Below are 19,965 nucleotides of genomic sequence, written 5' to 3' on the forward strand. Positions count from 1 at the left end.
GAGTGATCTCATGCCAACATTCGAACCTTTCCAGGCACTACGACCACAAAGTAAATATGCAGAAACGTTCTCTTCGCTACCTTATGATGTCTTCAACCGGGCTGAAGGACGGGTCGAGGTACGCCGTCGCCCTTTATCCTTCCTTCGGATCGACAAAGCTGAAGTGACGCTACCTGATCTAATCGATGAGCACGACATGCGTGTTTATCAACAAGCTGCCCTCCACTTCAAGGATGCACGCGATAGTCAAATCCTAAAGCTTGACGAAGACGAATGCTATTACCTCTATCGTCTCCGTGATGGCGAACATGTCCAAACAGGTTTTGTCGGTTGCGTGTCCGTAACTGATTACGACGACGGCTTCATCCGTAAACACGAATTTACGCGTCCTGATAAGGAGCGAGATCGCGTCCGTCAAATCGATGCGTTAGAGGCACATACCGGCCCCATCCTACTCGCCCATCAACCGGATGATGAACTCAATCGAATCGTTGCAGAACAGAGTACGAATGTCCCGCTCTATCAGTTCACCACCGAGGACGGGATTGAACATACAATCTTTAAAATTACAAATCGCTCTGACATGCTGACGATTGGGAGTCAGTTTGCTCGTCATGACGCACTGTACATCGCGGACGGACATCACCGGGCAGAAGCGGCATCAAAAGTTGCAAAATTACATCCGGACAACGAAGAGGCACAACTGTTCCTTGCTGTCTCCTTCTCAAGTGATCAATTAAAGATCATGGGGTATCATCGCGCTGTCGAAGATCTTTACGGACAATCGGTCGACGAATTACTCGAACGGATCAGTCAACGCTTCACCGTGACGGTTGGTCGTGCTGAGACGACGCAAAAACACCGGTTTGAGATGTATCTTAAGCAACAATGGTATACGCTCGATTACACGACGCAACAGACGACTGTCAAAGACAATCTTGACGTCTCTATCCTTCAGCATGAACTTTTGACACCCTTTTTAGGGATTGAAGATCCTCGGACCGATGCACGGATTCAATTCGTCGGTGGCATCCGTGGGTATGCTGGACTAGAACAACTCGTTGATCACGGGACGATGGCAGTTGCCTTTCACTTACATCCGACCGACTTGACGGATTTGATGCAAGTCGCGGATGCAAATCAAGTCATGCCGCCAAAATCGACGTGGTTCGAACCAAAACTGCGTAGCGGTTTACTGATTCATCGCTTTTTCAGCTGACAATATAAAAGGATTGGCGCAAAAATTGCGCCAATCCTTTTTCTTATCCATTCTTTATTTGTAAGATCGTCCCATGGATTGGCCCTACGTTGATTTCACCAGCCCACTCTGTTCCGTCCAGTAAGTTGACTGCACGTCCTGAAAATTCGAACCGCGCTTCTTTCTCCCCATTGTTGATGAGGATGAGATAGTCCCCATGTGGTGAGGAGCGCCGGATAACGAACTGATTTTTTTCGTCATCGATTTGCTCAAAGACATACGATGCTTCATTCGCGAGCGCCGGATGGGCTTTTCGTAACGCAATCAATTCCGTTACGTAGCTAAGCAGTTCTGTGTCTTGTTTTTCTTGATCCCACTCCATACATTTCCGGTTTGCCGGATCCTGCCCACCGGTCATACCGATTTCATCACCATAATAGATGACAGGACTTCCCGTGAAGGTTAAGAGCGATAATAACAGCAGTCGCATCCGTTCCTTATCGCCACCCGCTCGTGTCAATGCACGTGGTGTGTCGTGAGAGCCAACTAAGTTAAACATCACCTCGTTGACGTTCATCGCGTTTCCGTTCAAGTTCCGGACGACGGCATCACTAAATTCAGAGGCTGTCGTTTCTCGCGTCGCAAAGAAGGTCAAGAACGCTTCCGTCAGTCCGTAGTTCATGACGGCATCAAATTGATCTCCAAACAACCACTCTTGCGAATCCGTCCAGCATTCTCCAACGATATAGGCTTCCGGATTTGCCATACGTACTTCTTTTCTGAAGTCACGCCAAAAGGCATGATCGACTTCACTCGCGACATCGAGCCGCCAGCCGTCAATTCCAAACTCTTCGACCCAGTATCGTCCGACTTTCAACAGATAGGCTTTGACATCTGCATTCGCCGTGTTCAACTTCGGCATGTTGGCTTCAAAAGCAAATACTTCATAGTTCGGCGGGTCCATCTCGATCGGAAACGAATCAATCATGAACCAATCGGCATATTCTGAATCAGCCCCCCGCTTGATGACATCTTGGAACGTCGGGTGGTCGACACTGACATGATTAAAGACGGCGTCGAGTAATACGCGAATCCCGTTCGCATGTAACAATTCGACCATCTCACGAAACTTCTCTTCCGTCCCGAATGCAGGATCGAGTTTCAAGTAGTCAAGCGTGTCGTACTTATGATTGGAGGGTGCAGCGAAAACCGGACAGAAATAAATCCCGTTGATCCCCAAGTTTTTCAAATAACCGATGTTGTCAATCACACCTTGAAAATCGCCACCAAAGTGATTCTCGTAAGCCGGTGCTTCCGACGCCCACGGGACCGTTCCTTGTCGGTCGTTCGTAACGTCTCCATTCGCAAACCGATCAGGGAAAATTTGATACCAGACCGTCTCTTTGACCCATGCCGGTGCATCGAATACGTCGACTGCATTGATGTACGGAACGGCAAAATAATAACCGGGATGGTCAAGCGGAATCTCGTCGCACCATCCCCGTTCCGTGTAGATTGCCGTTTCCTCAGCAGTCGACAACTCGAATCCATAACGGACGCGTCTTCGACTCGGTTTTATGGCGACGAACCAATAGTCGTGCGTCGCGTCAGCACCTGTCCGAATCATCGGTGTTTGTTGCGTTTTCCAAAACTTTTCTTTATCCGGATCAAAGTTCCAGTCCCGATCTTCTTCTCGTTCTGCATCCCATTCGTATGGATCGCCATGAATCAGTCGGATACGGTCGACATCCCCTTTTGCTGTCGTCAACCTGATATGGACTGTTTCTTGATCGTACTTGTAGACATATGGCGACATCGCCCGGTGAAAAACTGCCTGCTTATTAATGATCCGTCACCCCTTCAGAATAGCTATAGATTTAATTCCTGTTCCCGACTTCGTACCTCTTATAAACGTTTTCCGCAAAAAGTCAGCTATTCCCTCACCATTTTGATTCAGTATTTCCCTGTTTTTGATGTATACTGATAACGCAGAGGAAGCCGTCTGGTTTCCAACTAAAATCGAAGTCATGTGAAAGAGAGAGTGGATTCTGATGGGTCGTAAATGGAATAACATTAAAGAAAAAAAGGCATCGAAAGACAAAAACACCAGCCGGATTTATGCGAAATTCGGTCGTGAAATTTATGTCGCTGCGAAACAAGGTGAACCGGATCCTGAATCAAACCAAGCACTTAAAGTTGTTCTCGAGCGTGCGAAGACGTATAACGTGCCACGGGCAATCGTCGATCGGGCGATTGAAAAAGCAAAAGGCGGCGCGGAAGAGAACTTCGATGTTCTCCGTTATGAAGGATTCGGACCAAGCGGCTCGATGGTCATCGTCGAGACATTAACGAACAACGTCAACCGGACGGCCTCAGACGTGCGGGCTGCCTTTGGGAAAAATGGAGGCAACATGGGTGTCAGTGGTTCCGTTGCCTATATGTTTGACGCGACTGCCATTTTTGCTTTTGAAGGAAAATCGGCGGATGATGTTCTTGAATTGATGATGGAAGCGGATATCGACGTCCGTGACATCCTAGAAGAAGAGGAAGCCGTTATCATCTACGCGGAACCCGATCAATTCCACACGGTCCAGGAAACATTAAAAAATGCCGGTGTGACGGAATTTTCAGTTGCCGAGCTCGTTATGCTCGCTCAAAACGAAGTCGCTTTATCTGAAGAAGATGTTCAGCAATTCGAAAAAATGGTCGATGCACTCGAAGATTTAGAAGATGTGCAACAGGTCTATCATAACGTTGAACTTTAAACGATAAAAAAGCAGCCTTTTGGCTGCTTTTTCCTTTTTTAGCTGACGCTTGGTTTAACTATCCTTCCAATTACGCGCTACCTTATTTACAAAATACATTATGAAACGCGTTTCATGACAAGCAAAAAAAAGATTCTTTTTTTATGTTTAGTTCTTCAATTTAATGGGAAAATTATTAATCGGAACGGTTAATCTTTGGAATAGCCCGTTTGTTTTGTAAGAGAAGAAGGAGGAATAATCATGTCATATGCAGTCATTGAAACTTTTAAACACATCGTCAACGAGGCTACTCGCTTTAATCGGGTCGACTTTGGTGGTTACGATATTTATATGCAGACGAACGATGGTCGCCTAATTACTGCTCACATCCGTTTCGACGGTGGTGGTGAAGATCAAAACGAGGCGTATTTACTCCTCGAATCAAGCACCGGTCAACGCCGGATGACGACACTGACGTTACATCAGTTCGAACATCTTTCATCCTATACTGCCCATAGCGAACGAATTCAAGCCCTCGAAAGTACGAGTGCTTAAGTGGTTTTCTAATACATGTCAACAGCGCCTCCCATTACAGGACGCGCTGTTTTTTTACACTTCTTCGTTTTCTAGACGCTCACGTTCCGCATGTGTTTGCGGGAAACCATTCGCTTGCCACTCTGCTTTTTGGATAGAATCGAGTTGTGTTAAGCCAACTTCCGATTCATCTTGACCTTGATCGACACTCGGACGACGATCGAGCTCAGCTGAATCACTGATGCTTTGATTTTGTTTCGCGCATGAACGTTTATATTGCTTGATTCCGAAAACAGACACTGCGGCTAAGCTACCTACAAACAGACTGCGCTTTAATGTAGTATTCATGATTTTGTTCCCCCTGCTTTCCATAGTAGATGATCTTACTTGAATAATGTTCCCTCAATGATTGCAGATTAATCACTTTCTAACCAAGGCTAAAAATTTTTTTCAATCCTTTTCACCCGTGTTTCTACATATTTAATATTTCAATCTAAAAACACTGGTCTCCTTTGCTTCATGAGGGTTCTAGTCATGCAGAGACGGCAAATGTACGCTATACTTTTAACAGGTGCTCAATCATAAAATCGAATGAATATGGCTGAGAGGACAAGTCCCAAGCAGAACAAACGCTTGCGTACGAAGTCCTTCTTTCATTTACTCGGTTCATTTCAAAGGAGGGAATCTTGTGTCATTGCTTCATTTGGCCATCTTGTTGCCATTACTTGCTAGTATCTTCATCCCATTCTTGTACAAACAGTTTCGCTCCGTGCATACGGGATGGTTCGTCTTGCTCGTCCCTCTTTCGCTCGTTCTTTACTTTAGTCAATACATCAGTCAGACGATGGCTGGGGAGACTGTCACGCAATCGATGCAGTGGATCCCGTCACTCGGAATCAACTTCGTCGCTTACATCGATGGTCTCGGACTATTGTTCGCCCTGTTGATCACAGGAATCGGGACGCTCGTCGTTCTCTATTCCGTCTATTATCTTGATGCAAAAAAAGAGGCGCTGCATAATTTTTATGTCTACTTGCTTCTTTTCATGACGGCGATGCTCGGAATCGTCCTCTCCGACAACATGATCGTCATGTACATGTTTTGGGAGATGACTTCGATTTCTTCATTCCTGTTGATCGGGTATTGGTATGAACGGGAACGTTCCCGCTATGGTGCTCAAAAATCAATGTTGATCACCGTCTTTGGTGGACTTTCAATGCTCGGTGGAATCTCGATTCTTTCGTTACTATCCGGCTCCTTTAGTATCCGCGAGTCATTCAGTACACTCGGTACGTACAGTAATGATCCGATGTTTCTTGTTGCACTCGTCCTCTTTTTATTGGCAGCCTTTACGAAATCGGCTCAATTCCCGTTTCATATTTGGTTACCGGATGCGATGGAAGCGCCGACACCGGTCAGTGCTTACCTCCACTCGGCAACGATGGTCAAAGCCGGTCTTTATCTCGTCGCTCGGATGAGTCCGATCTTTGCCGAGACGCCACTTTGGTTCTATCTTGTCTCTGGCGTCGGAATGTTCACGCTATTCTGGGGATCTCTCAACGCTGTCAAACAAGTCGATTTAAAAGCAATATTAGCGTACTCGACGATTTCTCAACTCGGTCTCATCATGTCGCTCCTCGGTTTAGGAGCCGCCGCCTTGCAGGTCGAGGCATTGCCTGACAGTTTATATACGATCGCGACCGTCGCGGCCGTCTTCCACTTGATTAATCACGCAACCTTTAAAGGAAGCTTGTTCATGATGGCAGGAATCGTTGACCACGAAACCGGAACACGCGATTTACGTAAGCTCGGTGGTCTATCACAATTGATGCCGGTCACGTTTACAATTGCGATGATTGGAACATTGTCGATGGCAGGTGTCCCACCATTCAACGGTTTCCTAAGTAAAGAGATGTTCTTGACTGGAGTCAACGAAGTATCTGAATCCGGCTTATTCCACTTGGAAACGTTCGGCTTCTTATTCCCACTTTTCGCCGTCGTCGGAAGTATCTTTACGTTTGTTTATAGTTTACTGATCGTCTACCGGACGTTCCTTGGACCAAAACAGCACGATCAGTTACCAAAAAAACCACACGAAGCACCAATCGGGATGTTGATCTCACCTATCATTTTGGCTTCACTCGTCATCTTGATCGGTCTTTTCCCGAATATGTTGTCGGAAACGATCATCCGTCCGGCGGCCGAAGCGATCTTACCGCAGGTCCTAGCTGCTGGTGGTGAAATTGATGTCCACATTAAGCTTTGGCACGGATTGAATCTTGAACTTCTCTTCACCGTCATCATCATTACGGTCGGGTTCATCTTGTTCAAGACCTTCCCGAAATGGCAGTCACTCTATAACCGGATGCCGAAAAGTTTCTCGCTGAACCATCAATATGATGGCTTGTTACGCCGCGGTGAAAAAGTTTCGACGGCGATTCACGATGCGGTCATGACCGGATACATGCGGTCTTATCTCGTTTATATTTTCGGATTCATTGTCCTCCTTGTGTTATCGAGCCTGTTTTTCTTCGATGCCTTCGCCTTCGACGTCGATCCCTTAAGCTCGATTTCCGCTTACGAAATCATCTTAGTGCTCGTCCTCGTCAGCAGTGCGCTTTCGATCACGTTCGCTCGGTCGCGTTTGACATCAATCATTTTGCTCGGAGTCGCCGGTTATTCGGTCGCTTTGTTCTTCGTCTTGTTCCGGGCACCGGATCTCGCTTTGACGCAACTCGTCATCGAGACAGTTTCTGTCGCACTGTTCCTGCTAGTGTTCTATCACATGCCGGAAATCAGTCGTAAAGAAGAACGAATTAAATTTAAACTTGGAAATGCTGCGATTTCAGTATTGGTCGGTCTCAGCGTGACACTCGTTGCCTTGTCATCACTCAGCCAACGCTCGTTTGCCTCAATTGCTAAGTACTATATTGATAACGTGTATGAATTGGCGGCTGGCGGAAACATGGTCAACGTCATCCTCGTTGATTTCCGTGGTTTTGATACACTGTTCGAAATCAGCGTGCTTGCCATTGCTGGTCTTGGCATCTACGCGATGATTCACTTCAGAAAGACAGGAGGCATCGACAAATGAAAAAACCAATGAAAAAGAATACGAATGACGTCATTCTAGAGTCGGCGACGACGTTCATCACCTTCATTATTTTCTTGTTTGCCGTCTACTTGTTCTTCGCTGGACATTATACGCCAGGTGGCGGATTCATCGGTGGACTAGTCACTGCGTCTGCTCTCGTGTTGATTTTGCTTGCCTTCGACATCAAGACGCTTCGGCAAATCCTGCCGTTCGACTACAAGATGGTGACAGCCGTCGGGATGTTGATCGCTGTTTTGACGGCGTCCGGTGCCTTACTGTTTAATGTACCGTTCTTCACCCACGCCCATGGGTACTTTGATTTACCATTGTTCGGAAAAACGTCTTTGCATACGGCCATGTTATTTGACCTAGGTGTCTACTTCGTCGTCGTCGGCGTCACGATGACGATCATTCAAACGATTGGGGAGAGTGATTAACAGATGGAGATTATCATGGCGATAGCTGCAGGCATCTTGACGATGTGTGCCGTCTATCTCATTCTTTCAAAAAGTATTTTACGCATCATCATCGGAACCGGCTTGCTCAGTCACGCTGCCCACTTAATCGTCATGACGATGGGTGGACTGAAGACTGGTGCTGCGCCCGTCCTTGAAGACGGAGTGACGAAATATACCGACCCACTCCCGCAAGCGCTTGTCTTGACCGCAATCGTCATTAGTTTCGGGGTAACAGCATTTTTCCTCGTTCTTGCCTACCGAGCGTATCAAGAGCTTGGGACCGATAATATCGAGGAAATGAAAGGAACCGATACGAATGATTAATTTACCGCTATTACCGATTTTAATTCCACTGCTGACTGGTGTCTTGTTGATGTTTTTCACGAAACGTCTGTGGATGCAACGTATCGTGTCCTTCTTGTCGACGCTGTTGACGATTGGTGTCTCGCTTTACCTCGTCTCTCAAGTCAAGGCAAACGGGATTTTGACGGTCACACTCGGCAGTTGGCCGGCACCGTTCGGCATCACACTCGTTTCAGATATGTTATCCGCATTACTCGTTTTGACGACGAGCGTGCTCGTTTTCTTCGTCATTTGGTATTCGATGACGTATCTGTCGGAGCAACATCAACGTTTTTATTACTACATCGCCGTTCAGTTTTTGCTCGTCGGTGTCAATGGCGCCTTTACGACCGGTGATATTTTTAACATGTTCGTCTTCTTTGAAGTCTTCTTGATTTCATCGTATGTCTTGATTGTGCTCGGTGGTAAACCGGCGCAGTTACGCGAGTCGTTGAAGTATCTGTTGGTCAATGTCATTTCATCTGCTTTGTTCGTCATGACGGTCGCTTTTTTATACGGCATCATCGGCACGCTCAATATGGCAGATATCTCGCAAAAGATTTCTGAAATCAATCAGCCCGGAATCTTGAGTGTCATCGCGATTTTATTTTTAGTCGTCTTCGGCTTAAAAGGAGCGATTTTCCCGCTTTATTTTTGGTTACCTGGCTCGTATCAAGTGCCACCGACACCCGTCCTCGCCTTGTTCGGTGCTCTCTTGACGAAAGTCGGTGTCTATGGCATCTTGCGGACGTATAGTTTGTTCTTTTCGAACGAAATCGGGATCATCCACTCGCTTCTTGGGGGATTGGCACTGGCGACAATCATCATCGGTGTCATCGGCGCCCTCGCGACAAAAGATGCGAAACAAATCTTAATCTACAACATCATCGTTGCCGTCGGCGTCATTCTTTACGGCGTTTCCGTCATGACTCGTCAGTCGCTCGAAGGAGCCGTCTTCTACCTGTTACATGATATGTTAATCAAAGCAGCTCTCTTCTTGCTCGTCGGTATCATGGTCGGAATTGCGGGCTCGAGCCGTCTTAAAAGCATGGGTGGAATGATTAAGGCTTATCCGTTGCTTGGCTGGACGTATTTCATCGCTGCCTTGTCCTTGGCTGGTATCCCGCCGTTCAGCGGGTTCATCGGTAAACTACTGATCGTCCGTGGCGGGATTGAAGCCGGTGACCTCGTCGGACCGTTCATCGTCCTTGCGTCAAGTTTGCTTGTCCTCTATTCCGTCATGCAAATCTTCATTCGCGGATTTTGGGGTACACCGAAGACGTATACGGGTTCACGACGTCATCTCGTCAAACAATTGCTCGCTCCATCAATTCTTTTAGTAATGATTACCGTCGCGTATGGGGTCGGGGCAGAAGCCGTTCGTCCATTCATCACCCAAGCCGTTGATCCGCTCGTCGATCCATCACTTTATATTCAAGCTGTACTGAAGGAGGGCTAATCGATGCCATTTCAATTAATGCTCAATGCTTTTTTAGCCATCTTATGGATGTTTCTATCGAACTCCTTCACGACTTCGTCATTCATCGTCGGTTATCTACTCGGGTTGATTGCGATGTTCGCGATGCGTCGTGGTTTCAGTAGCCGGTTTTATCTCGGTCCGGTCATCGCTCTAGTTCGCCTCTCGATTCGGTTTCTTTACGAATTGGTCGTTGCGAATATCGAAGTTCTGGCCGTCATCTTAAAACCGCGACTCGATATTCAGCCCGGTATCTTTGCGTACGAGACGACGTTAAAGAAAAACTGGGAGATTACGTTACTTTCTATGTTGATTACGTTGACACCCGGAACACTCGTCGTCGATATCTCAGATGATAATAAAACACTGTATATCCACGCGCTTCATATGCCAGAAGCGGATGAAGCTGTCGCTGCCATCCGGAATAGTTTTGAAAAAGCGATTCTGGAGGTGAGTCGATAATGTTTGAAATGCTGATCTATATCGCACTCGGAGGCGTTTTCATTTCCATGCTCGGTTTGTTTTACCGCGTCATCAAAGGACCCTCGATTGCTGATCGCGTCATCGCACTTGATTCAATCGGCATCAGTTTAATCTCCATCGTCGGTTTAGTATCCGTTCTCTTACGGACAAGTGACTATTTAGAAGTCATCTTGTTAATCGGTATTTTAGCTTTCATCGGGACTGTCGCCTTCTCGAAATTCATTGAGAAAGGAGAGATCATCGAACGTGATCGCAATAAATGAAATCTTCGTAGTCGCCTTTGCTTTAATTGGAGCCTTTTTCAGCATCGTCGCGGCTCTCGGGCTGATTCGTCTACCCGATATCTATACACGCGCACACGCAGCCTCTAAGAGCGCCACACTCGGCGTCATGAGTATTTTGATCAGCGTCATCATTTTCTTCGTGACAGAAGAAGGACTCTTTTCATCACGAACATTTTTAGGTATCCTGTTCGTTCTGACGACAGCACCAATCGGAAGTCATTTAATCGCCCGTGCTGCCTACTACAGTGATGTTCCCTTATGGAAAGGATCTGTTCAAGATGACCTCTCGAAAAACAAAGAACATGTCATGCCGAAAAAACGCATCAACCGAGATAACTAATTCTTGTTAATTTAACGCAAAAAGGACATCATCCTCCGATTTTTTACGGGAGATGATGTCCTTTTTCGTGAACGTCGTCACGTATTTACGATTGAACGGATGTCGTTTCTGATGCAAATAAAAAGGTTAACTCCTCTTTATTTTCAACGAGTTCTGCTAGTGAGTGTTGTTCGAGTTCTTTAAGAAACGCACGTAAAGCGCGTCCAAGAATCCCTTTTAAATGACAATTCGGCTCAATGATGCATCGGCCTTCTTTAGAAAAACATTCAACGATTTCCATCGGTTCCATCTCACGTACGACTTGTCCGATATTGATATTTGCCGGATCCTTTATCAATCGTAATCCACCTGTCCGTCCACGCGTCGATTCAACGTACCCGAGTTTCGTCAACTGTTGCGTGACTTTCATCAAATGATTCGCTGAAATTCCATAATGGCTCGCGATCATCGGCATCGGCGTAACTTTATCTCGATGAACACCGAGATAAATCAGGACCCGTAATCCATAATCCGTATATTGTGTGATGCGCATCCAACCCGTCCTTTCGCTCAAGCGTCTTAAAAAGTTTTAATTCATCCGAATTCTCTATGCCTAGCGTACCATTTTTTAGATAGAATCTGAAAATCAAATGTCCGATTTAAATTTTTTTCATCCTCACGCGTTTCGGCGAATTAACAGTTTTTCATACAAGCATACGTAAGCACATCGCTCTTGGATCGTTTTTTATGAACAATAAAAAAATCAGCTATCTCCTTCCATAACGGGAGACAACTGATTTTTCTGGTATTCATTTATTTCTTTTATTCAGGGCGTGCAACACTTCATTAAATCGATCGGCATAGTTTGTGAAGACTTCGGTTACACCGAAGTCAAGCATCCGCTCCATGTCGACTTTTTCGTTGACTGTATAGGGGTGGAGCAATAACCCACGCTCGCGGATCATCGCTGTATTTTCCCGCGTCAATCCTTTAAAGGACGGTCCGAGTCCGACTGCGTACGTCTGTAGCTCGTCGAGTGCCTCAGGCGTCATCGCTTTGACCGTCGCCGCGTCCATCAATTGAACGAGCGGAAGACGTGCATCCAGCTGCTTGACTTTCAACAAACTTTCTTGACTGAATGATTGAATCATAACTTGCCCCGGTTTGACGTGATCACTTGATAGACCATGACGTTGTAACGTTTTCAATAATTTTTCTTCCATTCCCGGGTAGACTTCAGGAGATTTTGTTTCAATATAATAGTTCGCATGTTTGCCATACGTATCAAAAATCTCATCGAGAGTCGGAACTTGAAGTCCCTTATATTCGTCCTTCGCATATTCAGGGTTCGCTGTATTGAACCAGCTTCCTGCATCAAGTCGCTTGATTTCTGCTAACGTCTTATCTTTGACGGCACCTGTTCCGTTTGTCGTCCGGTCGACCGTCTCATCGTGCATCGCAATCAGCTTACCATCCTTCGTCATCTGTAAATCGATTTCGATGTAGTCGGCTTTCAACTTTTTATGACTCAGTTGGTACGCCGTCATCGTATGTTCAGGTGCGTATCCAGAAGCACCGCGGTGGGCGATGTTGACGACTCGATTCTGATCGAGTAACCCATGTTTCTGTTGATGTGCCGAAGCATCGATGCTCCCGAAATTTGTTGCAACGATTGCTCCTGTAAGTACGGTAACGCCAATCTGTTTCATCATGTTGGATTTCCCCCTTAAAAGTAACTTACAGACTGAATCTTACGCTATGACTGTGAAGGAAACATGTAGTTCGGATGAAGAAGCTTTTAGAAACGATGACAAATACGCAACTACTGATGTCATCCTTTTCCCAAGCAAACAAAAAGGCGTCCTCCCTATTTAAAGGAGAACGCCGCACATGTAACGTTGATTACGCTTCAAAAATCAATGATTCTGGATCTTCAAGTAAATCTTTGATGTGTTTCAAGAACGTCACGGCTTCTTTTCCGTCCACGATCCGGTGATCGTATGAAAGTGCGACATACATCATCGGGCGGTTGGCCATCCGTTCTGCATCGATTGCGACAGGGCGCAAGTTAATCGCATGCATTCCGAGAATCGCAACTTGAGGACCATTCAAAATTGGTGTCGACATCAATGAACCGAATGTCCCACCATTCGTGATCGTAAACGTCCCACCCGTTAAGTCAGACAGCCCTAATTTGTTATCGCGTGCCTTAACAGCCAGACTGATGATATCTTTTTCAATCTCACCAAAATTCTTTTTATCCGCGTCACGAACGACCGGCACGACGAGTCCGTCTGGAGCAGACACGGCAATGCCGATATCATAGAATTTCTTAAGGACGATTTCGTCGCCTTGGATTTCAGCATTCAAGTACGGCATTTTTTTCAGTGCTGCGACGGCTGCTTTCGTAAAGAAGGACATGAAACCAAGTTTGACATCGTTGTCTTTAACGAATTTTTCTTGGCGTCGTTTCCGTAATGCCATCACGGCCGACATATCGATTTCGTTGAATGTCGTCAACATCGCTGCCGTCTGTTGCACTTCGACGAGACGGTTGGCAATCGTCTTACGACGACGTGACATTTTAATCCGTTCTTCCGGTTTACCTGGAGCTGCTTGTGCTGGTGCTTTCGGTGCTGGTGTTGCTTGTTTTTCCTTCACAGATGCTTGCTCACGTGGTGAAACTTCGAACGTCGCGACATCTTGAACACGAATCCGACCGAGTGGGTCTTGCGTCGCCACTTGTGCGAGATCAATTCCTTTTTCCCGTGCCAATTTCCGAGCCGCCGGAGAAGCGATCGGACGATCAGCCGCTGACGTTTTTTCAGTTGCTGCGACTGCGACCGGTTGTTCTTTTTCAGGTTGCTTGGCTTCTTCTTGTTTCGGTTCTGCTTTTGGCGCTTCTGCTTGTTTCGGTGCTTCCGCTTCTCCACCAACCGTGATGACGGCGATTGTTTCCCCGACACGCACTGTATCCCCTTCTGCTGCCATCACTTCTGATAATGTTCCCGCTTCGTCTGACGGTACTTCGATGTTTACTTTGTCCGTTTCCAGCTCAACGATTGCTTCCCCTTTTTCTACGTGATCGCCCGGTTGTTTCAACCATGAAGCGACCGTCCCCTCTGTAATTGATTCGGCAAGTTCTGGTACTTTGATTTCCATCGTTTTTGTCCCCCTATGACTATGGTTCAATCTCTGCTAAATCGCTTTCGTTACGCGTTCGTATTCGATGTTTGTTGTTCGTTCTCCGTCCGTGCTGCTGTCCGAGTCAACGCATCATGAATGATACGCGCTTGTTCGACTTTGTGACCGGTCGGATCTCCTTCAGCTGTACTCGACCGGCGTCTGCGACCGATGTAACGGACTTGGGTGATCCCGTTTGGTGCGACGGACTCAAGACGTGGTTCGATATAAGACCACGCGCCCATGTTTTTCGGTTCTTCTTGGACCCATACGACTTCTGTCACATTCGGATAACGCGCGACTAACTCTTTCAACTGTTTCGCCGGGAACGGATAGATTTCCTCGACGCGGACGATATGCAGCCAGTCATATGACTCGTCCGACTTCGCGAGTGCATCCGCTAAATCAATCGCAACTTTACCCGTTGCGAACACAAGACGTTCGACGCGTTCCGGTGATTGACCTAACCCCTCTTGTTCGACGATTCGCTTGAACGAACCCGACGTCAATTCCGACAAGTCAGATGTCGCAAGCGGATGACGAAGTAAACTTTTCGGCGTCATCACGACGAGCGGACGGACTTCGTCTTTGCCGAGAATGGCGGCTTGGCGACGCAACAAGTGGAAGTACTGCGCTGCGCTCGTGACGTTTGCGACGGTCCAGTTCTTTTCACCGGACAATGTCAGGAAACGTTCCAAGCGACCACTTGAGTGTTCTGGACCTTGCCCTTCGTACCCGTGTGGCAAGAGCATGACAAGACCTGATGTTTGACCCCACTTCGCGCGACTTGCGGCGATGAATTGATCAAAGATAACTTGCCCTGAGTTTGCAAAGTCACCGTATTGTGCTTCCCACAAGACAAGTGTCTCTGGCGCAAAGACGTTATATCCATATTCAAACCCGAGTACGCCAGCTTCCGATAACGGACTGTTATAGACGGCGAATGATGCTTGCGCTGATTCTAACTCATGCATCGGTGAGAACGATTTCCCTGTTTTCACGTCATTCAAGTTAATGTTACGTTGTGCAAACGTTCCCCGCTCCGAATCTTGACCGCTGAGACGGATTGGTGTGCCATCTGACAGGATTGAAGCAAAGGCAAGCGTTTCTGCATGTCCCCAGTCAATTCCCTTGTGCGTCGTTAAAGCATCCGTTCGCCGTTTTAAAACTTTTTCAAGCTTATGGAAGACCGTGAACCCACTCGGCCATGCGAGTAGCTGGTCATTGTAATGAATCAATTTGTCCTTCTCGACCCCCGTCTCAATCGACGGAACCCCTTTGAATACGACATCCGGCATGATGCCCCCGTATTCTTTTTCGACGTTTGGTACTTTTTCGCGCGCCGCTTTCATCACATCACTAATCTCAGCTTCGATCGTTTTGACTTCCTCTTGCGATACTTCCCCGCGTTCGACAAGATCTTTTGCATAAAGGACACGCGCTGTGTCATGGTTATGGATCAACTCATACAGGACCGGGTTCGTATTCATCGGCTCATCCATCTCATTGTGACCAAACCGGCGATATCCGATCAAATCAATCAAGACATCCTTGTTGAACTTCGCACGGTATTCGCTTGCTAAGAGCGCGACTGCTAAACAGCTTTCCGGCTGATCCGCATTGACGTGGAAGATCGGAATCTCATAACCTTTCGCTAAGTCACTCGAATAACGTGTCGACCGTGAATCGGTTGGCTCTGTCGTGAAGCCAATCGTATTGTTGGCGATGATATGAATCGTACCGCCCGTGTTGTACCCCTTCAAGTTCGTCATGTTCAAGGTCTCTGCGACAATTCCTTGACCAGGGAAGGCAGCATCACCATGAATTAAAATCGCGGCTGCTTTATTTTGACTTTGCGTCGGCATCCCCTTGCCGGAGCGATCGTCTTGCGCCGCCCGCGTGAACCCTTCGACGACAGGATCGACGAACTCGAGGTGTGACGGGTTGTTCGCAAGTGTCACGCGGACGTTCGTCGATTGTTGTTCCATTTTGCGATTGAGCCCGAGGTGATACTTAACATCGCCTGTCCAACCATACGTAATTCCGATTGACCCTTCTGACGGGACAAGGTCATGATTTGGCGCGTGCTGGAACTCTGCGAAAATCATTTCGTACGGTTTCCCGAGCACGTGAGCGAGCACGTTCAAGCGTCCACGGTGAGCCATCCCGATATTGATCGTTTCTGAACCGTTCGCAATCAAGTGACCGATAATCGTATCAAGCAATGGAACCATCGCGTCGAGTCCTTCGATTGAAAAACGTTTTTGTCCGACATATGTTTTATGAAGAAACTTCTCGAACAACTCCGTTTCAGCTAGTCGTTTGAAAAGTTGTTTCTTTTGGTCATTCGTCAGTTTCGCCGTCAATGCACCTTGTTCGACTTTTTGACGTAACCATTTCTTTTCGTCTAAATCATCAACGTGTTGGAGTTCGACTGCCGCCGCTCCCGTGTATTGCGCTTTTAAGTGCTCAATCGCTTCGAATGCGTCCGAAAGACCTGCAGGTGGATCTGGACAAACGAGTGAGACCGGCATCGTCCGTAAATCTGCCTCCGTTAATCCGAACTGCTCTAATTCAAGCAATTCGTTCTCACGCGGATGATCTTTCAACGGATAAATATCTGCCGCAAGGTGACCCTTCGCCCGAATACGTTCTGCGAGACGATGCGCGGCTAAATATTTTTCGAAATCCCCTGTTTCTACGTGCACTGGTGTGACAGTTTCTGTGACCGGAGCACCGTGTGTTTCAAAATAAGCACGCGTCTCTTCGTCAATCGAAGAAGCATCTTCTAAAAATCGTTCGTACATCTCGATGATGTACCCAAGGTTCGGTCCATAAAATGCTTGTTTCTCCTGTTCCCGGCTTGCCATGTACGGTTCCCCCCGTTTCATTCATTTCACCCTTTGAGCTGCTCAACACAGCCCGTTCCCAACTCTCTACCTGTTAGCGCTTTCAAATATAGTGGCATAAAAAATCGACAGTGGCACTTCCTCTATGAATTAAGATGGATGACCACGACTGAAGGCGTTTATACCAAAGTGTTTGCCTTAGTTATTATCTTACTACTTCTTAAGCCCCAGTGCGTTTCGAATTCCCAATTTCTCTGTGCTAAATGTATAAGTTTTTCTTATGATGTCAGCATCAGTGATTTATGATACAAACATTTCTTTCACGGTAGTGTCATTTCTGCACACGAAAAGAAACGCCCATGCCTATCTTTCAGGCACCGGCGTCCTCGTTTACAACACTTTACTTAAAAACGATTGGGTCCGTTCATGTTGCGGAGAATCAAACAGTTCACTCGGAACATTTTCTTCGACGATATAGCCGCCGTCCATAAAGAGTACACGATCTCCGACCTCACGGGCGAAGCCCATTTCATGTGTCACGACAATCATTGTCATCCCTTCGATCGCCAATTGTTTCATGACTTCAAGGACATCCCCGACCATCTCCGGATCAAGTGCCGATGTCGGTTCGTCGAACAACATGATTTTCGGATTCATCGCGAGTGCACGGGCAATCGCGACCCGTTGTTTTTGTCCGCCTGAAAGTTCTCCAGGATAGTTGTCCGCTTTTTCGCGGAGCCCTACCTTATCAAGTAATGCAAGCGCACGTTCCTTTGCTTGTCCCTTTTCCGTTTTACGGACTTTAATCGGTGCGAGCATAACATTATCTAAAACCGTCTTATGCGGAAAGAGATTAAAGTGCTGAAAGACCATCCCAACTTCTTCTCGGACTTTATTGATGTCGACTTTCGGGTCCGTAATATTGTGCTTATCGATGATGACTGTCCCACCTGTAATGTCTTCCAGACGATTCAGACAACGAAGAAACGTACTTTTCCCAGAACCAGATGGACCAATGACGCAAACTACTTCTTTCTCTTCTACTTCAACGGAGATATCCTTTAGGACTTCATTTTTTCCGAATGACTTTTTTAAGTTATCTACTTGAATGATACTCATCGTAGCGTAAACCTCCGTTCCAAGAATTTCGCTAACATCGACAGCAGATAGATGATGACGAAATACATTAAGCCGACGACGGACCAGACGATGAACGGTTCAAACGTCGTCGCTTGCTGGACTTGTCCTTGTTGCGTCAAATCGGCGATGCCGATAATCGAGAGCAACGAAGTATCCTTTAAACTAATGATCGATTGGTTCGTAATGGTCGGCAACATTCTCCGAAAAGCTTGCGGTAAAATGATTTGGACCATCGTTTGACGGCCCGTCATCCCGAGCGATCGTGCGGCTTCGGTTTGACCTTTGTCAATCGACTGGATACCGGCCCGGATGATTTCTGCAAAATAGGCCCCTGCATTGATCGCGACCGTCAAAATCCCCGCGTACATCCGGTCCATCGATAACCATTCGAGTGAGTTCAAACCAAAATAAATGAAGAACAGTTGAACGATGAACGGTGTCCCACGGATCACATCGATATAAACGATTGCGATCCCATTTAAAAGTTTTAATGGAGACAAGCGCATCAAGGCAACGATGAGACCAATCAAGAATCCTGCGATGACGGCGATGATAAAGATATATAAGGTAACTTGTAACCCATCTAAGAAAAACGGAAATGCAGCTTTTGCTACTTCCATCAGCAGCTCAACTCCCTCATCATTCACTCAATCGGGTGATTATTTTAAATAACGATCAACGATTTCGTCGTACTCGCCACTGTCTTTTAAATTCGCTAAACCTGTATTGATTTTTTTCATCAAGTCTTCGTTTTCCCCTTTAAGGACGGCAATCCCGTAATTATCACCATTTAAACGATCTCCCACGAGTTTCAGACCAAGGTTTTGTTGTTTGTTGGCATACGAGATGACTGGATAGTCTTCAATCAAGGCTGCTGCATTCCCATTTTTGACTTCCTGGAACATCGCTGGACTATCATTGAATTGTGTAACTTTAATGCCTAGCTTATCCGCGTTATCCGTTGCATACTTTGCCCCCGTCGTCCCTTTTTTAACTGCCACGCGTTCCCCTTTTAAATCATCAACCGACTTGATGTCATCATTGTTGTCTTTGACGACAAGAATCAGTCCGGCTTCAAAGTACGGGTCAGAGAAGGTAACGACTTTTTCACGTTCCGGTGTGATACTCATCCCGGCAATCGCGATGTCGAGTTGATCCGCCTGCAGAGCAGGAATGATTCCGCTAAAGTCCATCGCTTCAAATTCAATCTTGAAGTTTTGGTCGTCTGCAATCGCTTGAATCAAATCGATATCGATTCCTTTGTACGTATCCCCGTCCTTGTACTCGAATGGTGGATAGGTGACGTCGATCCCGACTTTGTACGTTTTGTCCTCTGACGATGAATCATCATTTGAACCGATGCTACACGCACTTAATACGAACAGACATCCCATCAATAAAAATAAGATAGAAAAACGTTTATTCATACTTTTTACCCCCTTCTTTTGAAGGCACGGCCCTCTATTAGGATATTTTCCTTAATAATGGTCCCTTTGAAACATGTTTTGGTAAAAAAACTGAATTATCTGAAAGAAAACTAAAAAAGTCGCGATTTTCGATCTAATCGCTTTCTAGTGGAAAGCAAACAGGAGCGACCCTGCAGCTTCGCTGTAGCGGCGCGATGTTTGCCACAGGAAGACGCTTAGGAAGGAAAGAGAGAACAAAAAAAGATAGAAAATCACATGCAAGTGACCTTCCATCTAGTTTGTCTACAGTCTGTGACCTACTAACAGGTCTTCAACTTATGGAAATGCCGCCGAGAGGACTTGAACCTCCACAGTGTTGCCACCACTAGATTCTGAGTCTAGCGCGTCTACCGATTCCGCCACGACGACATGACTTATATGATTGTAGAATACG

Annotated in this window: 19 protein-coding genes and 1 tRNA gene; 10 read left to right on the forward strand and 10 right to left on the reverse strand. The window is 46.6% G+C overall.

The genetic code is table 11. From position 1 onward, the window contains the following. Nucleotides 1–10 precede the first annotated feature (10 nt). A complete protein-coding gene (locus A0126_RS08265) occupies nucleotides 11–1,219 on the forward strand; it encodes a DUF1015 domain-containing protein (RefSeq protein ID WP_088837235.1) in 1,209 nt (402 codons plus the stop codon). Between the two features lie 43 nt (nucleotides 1,220–1,262). Here A0126_RS08265 and A0126_RS08270 read toward each other — a convergent pair whose 3' ends face one another. Then, nucleotides 1,263–3,044 (reverse strand): glycoside hydrolase family 13 protein, encoded by a 1,782-nt coding sequence (locus A0126_RS08270; protein WP_088837236.1) that lies wholly within the window; start codon nucleotides 3,042–3,044, stop codon nucleotides 1,263–1,265. A 205-nt stretch (nucleotides 3,045–3,249) separates the two neighbouring features. Between A0126_RS08270 and A0126_RS08275 the strand changes: the two genes are divergently transcribed. Beyond that, nucleotides 3,250–3,963 (forward strand): YebC/PmpR family DNA-binding transcriptional regulator, encoded by a 714-nt coding sequence (locus tag A0126_RS08275; protein WP_029330405.1) that lies wholly within the window; start codon nucleotides 3,250–3,252, stop codon nucleotides 3,961–3,963. Between the two features lie 240 nt (nucleotides 3,964–4,203). Further along, the gene (locus A0126_RS08280; protein WP_088837237.1) at nucleotides 4,204–4,497 is read left to right on the forward strand and encodes a hypothetical protein; all 294 of its coding nucleotides are present in this window, start codon (nucleotides 4,204–4,206) and stop codon (nucleotides 4,495–4,497) included. A gap of 54 nt (nucleotides 4,498–4,551) precedes the next feature. On the opposite strand, the gene A0126_RS08285 is transcribed toward A0126_RS08280, so the two are convergent. Next, nucleotides 4,552–4,824: a hypothetical protein gene (locus tag A0126_RS08285; RefSeq protein ID WP_088837238.1), complete on the reverse strand. Its 273-nt coding sequence runs from the start codon at nucleotides 4,822–4,824 to the stop codon at nucleotides 4,552–4,554. Nucleotides 4,825–5,164: 340 nt separating this feature from the next. Here A0126_RS08285 and A0126_RS08290 point away from each other — a divergent pair, with 340 nt between their 5' ends. From A0126_RS08290 to mnhG, 7 genes are read left to right on the forward strand one after another with little or no spacing between them, the layout of a single operon-like run. Next, complete coding sequence (locus tag A0126_RS08290; RefSeq protein WP_088837239.1) at nucleotides 5,165–7,570, forward strand: Na+/H+ antiporter subunit A; 2,406 nt, start codon at nucleotides 5,165–5,167, stop codon at nucleotides 7,568–7,570. Next, nucleotides 7,567–8,007, forward strand: a complete 441-nt coding sequence (locus A0126_RS08295) for a Na(+)/H(+) antiporter subunit B (protein WP_200872396.1) — start codon at nucleotides 7,567–7,569, stop codon at nucleotides 8,005–8,007. Before A0126_RS08290 ends, A0126_RS08295 begins: the two co-directional genes overlap by 4 nt. 3 nt (nucleotides 8,008–8,010) lie before the next feature. After that, a complete protein-coding gene (locus A0126_RS08300; protein ID WP_088837240.1) occupies nucleotides 8,011–8,352 on the forward strand; it encodes a Na(+)/H(+) antiporter subunit C in 342 nt (113 codons plus the stop codon). Next, a complete protein-coding gene (locus tag A0126_RS08305) occupies nucleotides 8,345–9,829 on the forward strand; it encodes a Na+/H+ antiporter subunit D (RefSeq protein ID WP_088837241.1) in 1,485 nt (494 codons plus the stop codon). The genes A0126_RS08300 and A0126_RS08305 overlap by 8 nt, the downstream gene beginning before the upstream one ends. A gap of 3 nt (nucleotides 9,830–9,832) precedes the next feature. After that, the gene (locus A0126_RS08310) at nucleotides 9,833–10,309 is read left to right on the forward strand and encodes a Na+/H+ antiporter subunit E (RefSeq protein WP_088837242.1); all 477 of its coding nucleotides are present in this window, start codon (nucleotides 9,833–9,835) and stop codon (nucleotides 10,307–10,309) included. An 8-nt stretch (nucleotides 10,310–10,317) separates the two neighbouring features. Then, the gene (locus A0126_RS08315; protein WP_369834785.1) at nucleotides 10,318–10,593 is read left to right on the forward strand and encodes a Na(+)/H(+) antiporter subunit F1; all 276 of its coding nucleotides are present in this window, start codon (nucleotides 10,318–10,320) and stop codon (nucleotides 10,591–10,593) included. Next, a complete protein-coding gene (gene mnhG, locus A0126_RS08320) occupies nucleotides 10,577–10,954 on the forward strand; it encodes a monovalent cation/H(+) antiporter subunit G (protein WP_088837244.1) in 378 nt (125 codons plus the stop codon). The genes A0126_RS08315 and mnhG overlap by 17 nt, the downstream gene beginning before the upstream one ends. 85 nt (nucleotides 10,955–11,039) lie before the next feature. Here mnhG and A0126_RS08325 read toward each other — a convergent pair whose 3' ends face one another. From A0126_RS08325 to A0126_RS08360, 8 genes are all read right to left on the reverse strand, one after another. Then, nucleotides 11,040–11,486 carry an Rrf2 family transcriptional regulator gene (locus A0126_RS08325; protein WP_088837245.1) on the reverse strand — a complete coding sequence of 149 codons (447 nt, stop codon included), beginning with the start codon at nucleotides 11,484–11,486 and terminating at the stop codon, nucleotides 11,040–11,042. A gap of 256 nt (nucleotides 11,487–11,742) precedes the next feature. Beyond that, the gene (locus A0126_RS08330; protein WP_088837246.1) at nucleotides 11,743–12,645 is read right to left on the reverse strand and encodes a glycerophosphodiester phosphodiesterase; all 903 of its coding nucleotides are present in this window, start codon (nucleotides 12,643–12,645) and stop codon (nucleotides 11,743–11,745) included. 190 nt (nucleotides 12,646–12,835) lie between these two features. Further along, the gene (gene odhB, locus A0126_RS08335; RefSeq protein ID WP_088837247.1) at nucleotides 12,836–14,095 is read right to left on the reverse strand and encodes a 2-oxoglutarate dehydrogenase complex dihydrolipoyllysine-residue succinyltransferase; all 1,260 of its coding nucleotides are present in this window, start codon (nucleotides 14,093–14,095) and stop codon (nucleotides 12,836–12,838) included. A gap of 50 nt (nucleotides 14,096–14,145) precedes the next feature. Beyond that, on the reverse strand, nucleotides 14,146–17,007 hold the full coding sequence (locus tag A0126_RS08340) for a 2-oxoglutarate dehydrogenase E1 component (RefSeq protein WP_088837248.1): 2,862 nt from the start codon (nucleotides 17,005–17,007) through the stop codon (nucleotides 14,146–14,148). Between the two features lie 348 nt (nucleotides 17,008–17,355). Further along, nucleotides 17,356–18,084, reverse strand: coding sequence for an amino acid ABC transporter ATP-binding protein (locus A0126_RS08345; protein WP_029330448.1), 729 nt, complete (start codon nucleotides 18,082–18,084; stop codon nucleotides 17,356–17,358). Continuing rightward, nucleotides 18,081–18,725: an amino acid ABC transporter permease gene (locus tag A0126_RS08350; RefSeq protein ID WP_088837249.1), complete on the reverse strand. Its 645-nt coding sequence runs from the start codon at nucleotides 18,723–18,725 to the stop codon at nucleotides 18,081–18,083. The genes A0126_RS08345 and A0126_RS08350 overlap by 4 nt, the downstream gene beginning before the upstream one ends. A gap of 39 nt (nucleotides 18,726–18,764) precedes the next feature. Next, a complete protein-coding gene (locus tag A0126_RS08355) occupies nucleotides 18,765–19,532 on the reverse strand; it encodes a transporter substrate-binding domain-containing protein (protein ID WP_088837250.1) in 768 nt (255 codons plus the stop codon). 324 nt (nucleotides 19,533–19,856) lie between these two features. Then, a tRNA-Leu gene (locus tag A0126_RS08360) sits at nucleotides 19,857–19,940 on the reverse strand. Nucleotides 19,941–19,965: the final 25 nt, after the last annotated feature.

The organism is Exiguobacterium sp. N4-1P (assembly GCF_002214325.1).

What these genes read in the sequence shown, in the direction of transcription:
- A0126_RS08315 (WP_369834785.1), top strand. Translation starts at nt 10,318, where the DNA reads ATGCTGATCTATATCGCACTCGGAGGCGTTTTCATTTCCATGCTCGGT.
- A0126_RS08275 (WP_029330405.1), top strand. Translation starts at nt 3,250, where the DNA reads ATGGGTCGTAAATGGAATAACATTAAAGAAAAAAAGGCATCGAAAGAC.
- A0126_RS08285 (WP_088837238.1), bottom strand. Translation starts at nt 4,824, where the DNA reads ATGAATACTACATTAAAGCGCAGTCTGTTTGTAGGTAGCTTAGCCGCA.
- A0126_RS08355 (WP_088837250.1), bottom strand. Translation starts at nt 19,532, where the DNA reads ATGAATAAACGTTTTTCTATCTTATTTTTATTGATGGGATGTCTGTTC.
- A0126_RS08295 (WP_200872396.1), top strand. Translation starts at nt 7,567, where the DNA reads ATGAAAAAACCAATGAAAAAGAATACGAATGACGTCATTCTAGAGTCG.
- A0126_RS08265 (WP_088837235.1), top strand. Translation starts at nt 11, where the DNA reads ATGCCAACATTCGAACCTTTCCAGGCACTACGACCACAAAGTAAATAT.
- A0126_RS08340 (WP_088837248.1), bottom strand. Translation starts at nt 17,007, where the DNA reads ATGAAACGGGGGGAACCGTACATGGCAAGCCGGGAACAGGAGAAACAA.
- A0126_RS08280 (WP_088837237.1), top strand. Translation starts at nt 4,204, where the DNA reads ATGTCATATGCAGTCATTGAAACTTTTAAACACATCGTCAACGAGGCT.
- A0126_RS08330 (WP_088837246.1), bottom strand. Translation starts at nt 12,645, where the DNA reads ATGATGAAACAGATTGGCGTTACCGTACTTACAGGAGCAATCGTTGCA.
- A0126_RS08325 (WP_088837245.1), bottom strand. Translation starts at nt 11,486, where the DNA reads ATGCGCATCACACAATATACGGATTATGGATTACGGGTCCTGATTTAT.
- A0126_RS08300 (WP_088837240.1), top strand. Translation starts at nt 8,011, where the DNA reads ATGGAGATTATCATGGCGATAGCTGCAGGCATCTTGACGATGTGTGCC.
- A0126_RS08350 (WP_088837249.1), bottom strand. Translation starts at nt 18,725, where the DNA reads ATGGAAGTAGCAAAAGCTGCATTTCCGTTTTTCTTAGATGGGTTACAA.
- odhB (WP_088837247.1), bottom strand. Translation starts at nt 14,095, where the DNA reads ATGGAAATCAAAGTACCAGAACTTGCCGAATCAATTACAGAGGGGACG.
- A0126_RS08310 (WP_088837242.1), top strand. Translation starts at nt 9,833, where the DNA reads ATGCCATTTCAATTAATGCTCAATGCTTTTTTAGCCATCTTATGGATG.
- A0126_RS08305 (WP_088837241.1), top strand. Translation starts at nt 8,345, where the DNA reads ATGATTAATTTACCGCTATTACCGATTTTAATTCCACTGCTGACTGGT.
- A0126_RS08345 (WP_029330448.1), bottom strand. Translation starts at nt 18,084, where the DNA reads ATGAGTATCATTCAAGTAGATAACTTAAAAAAGTCATTCGGAAAAAAT.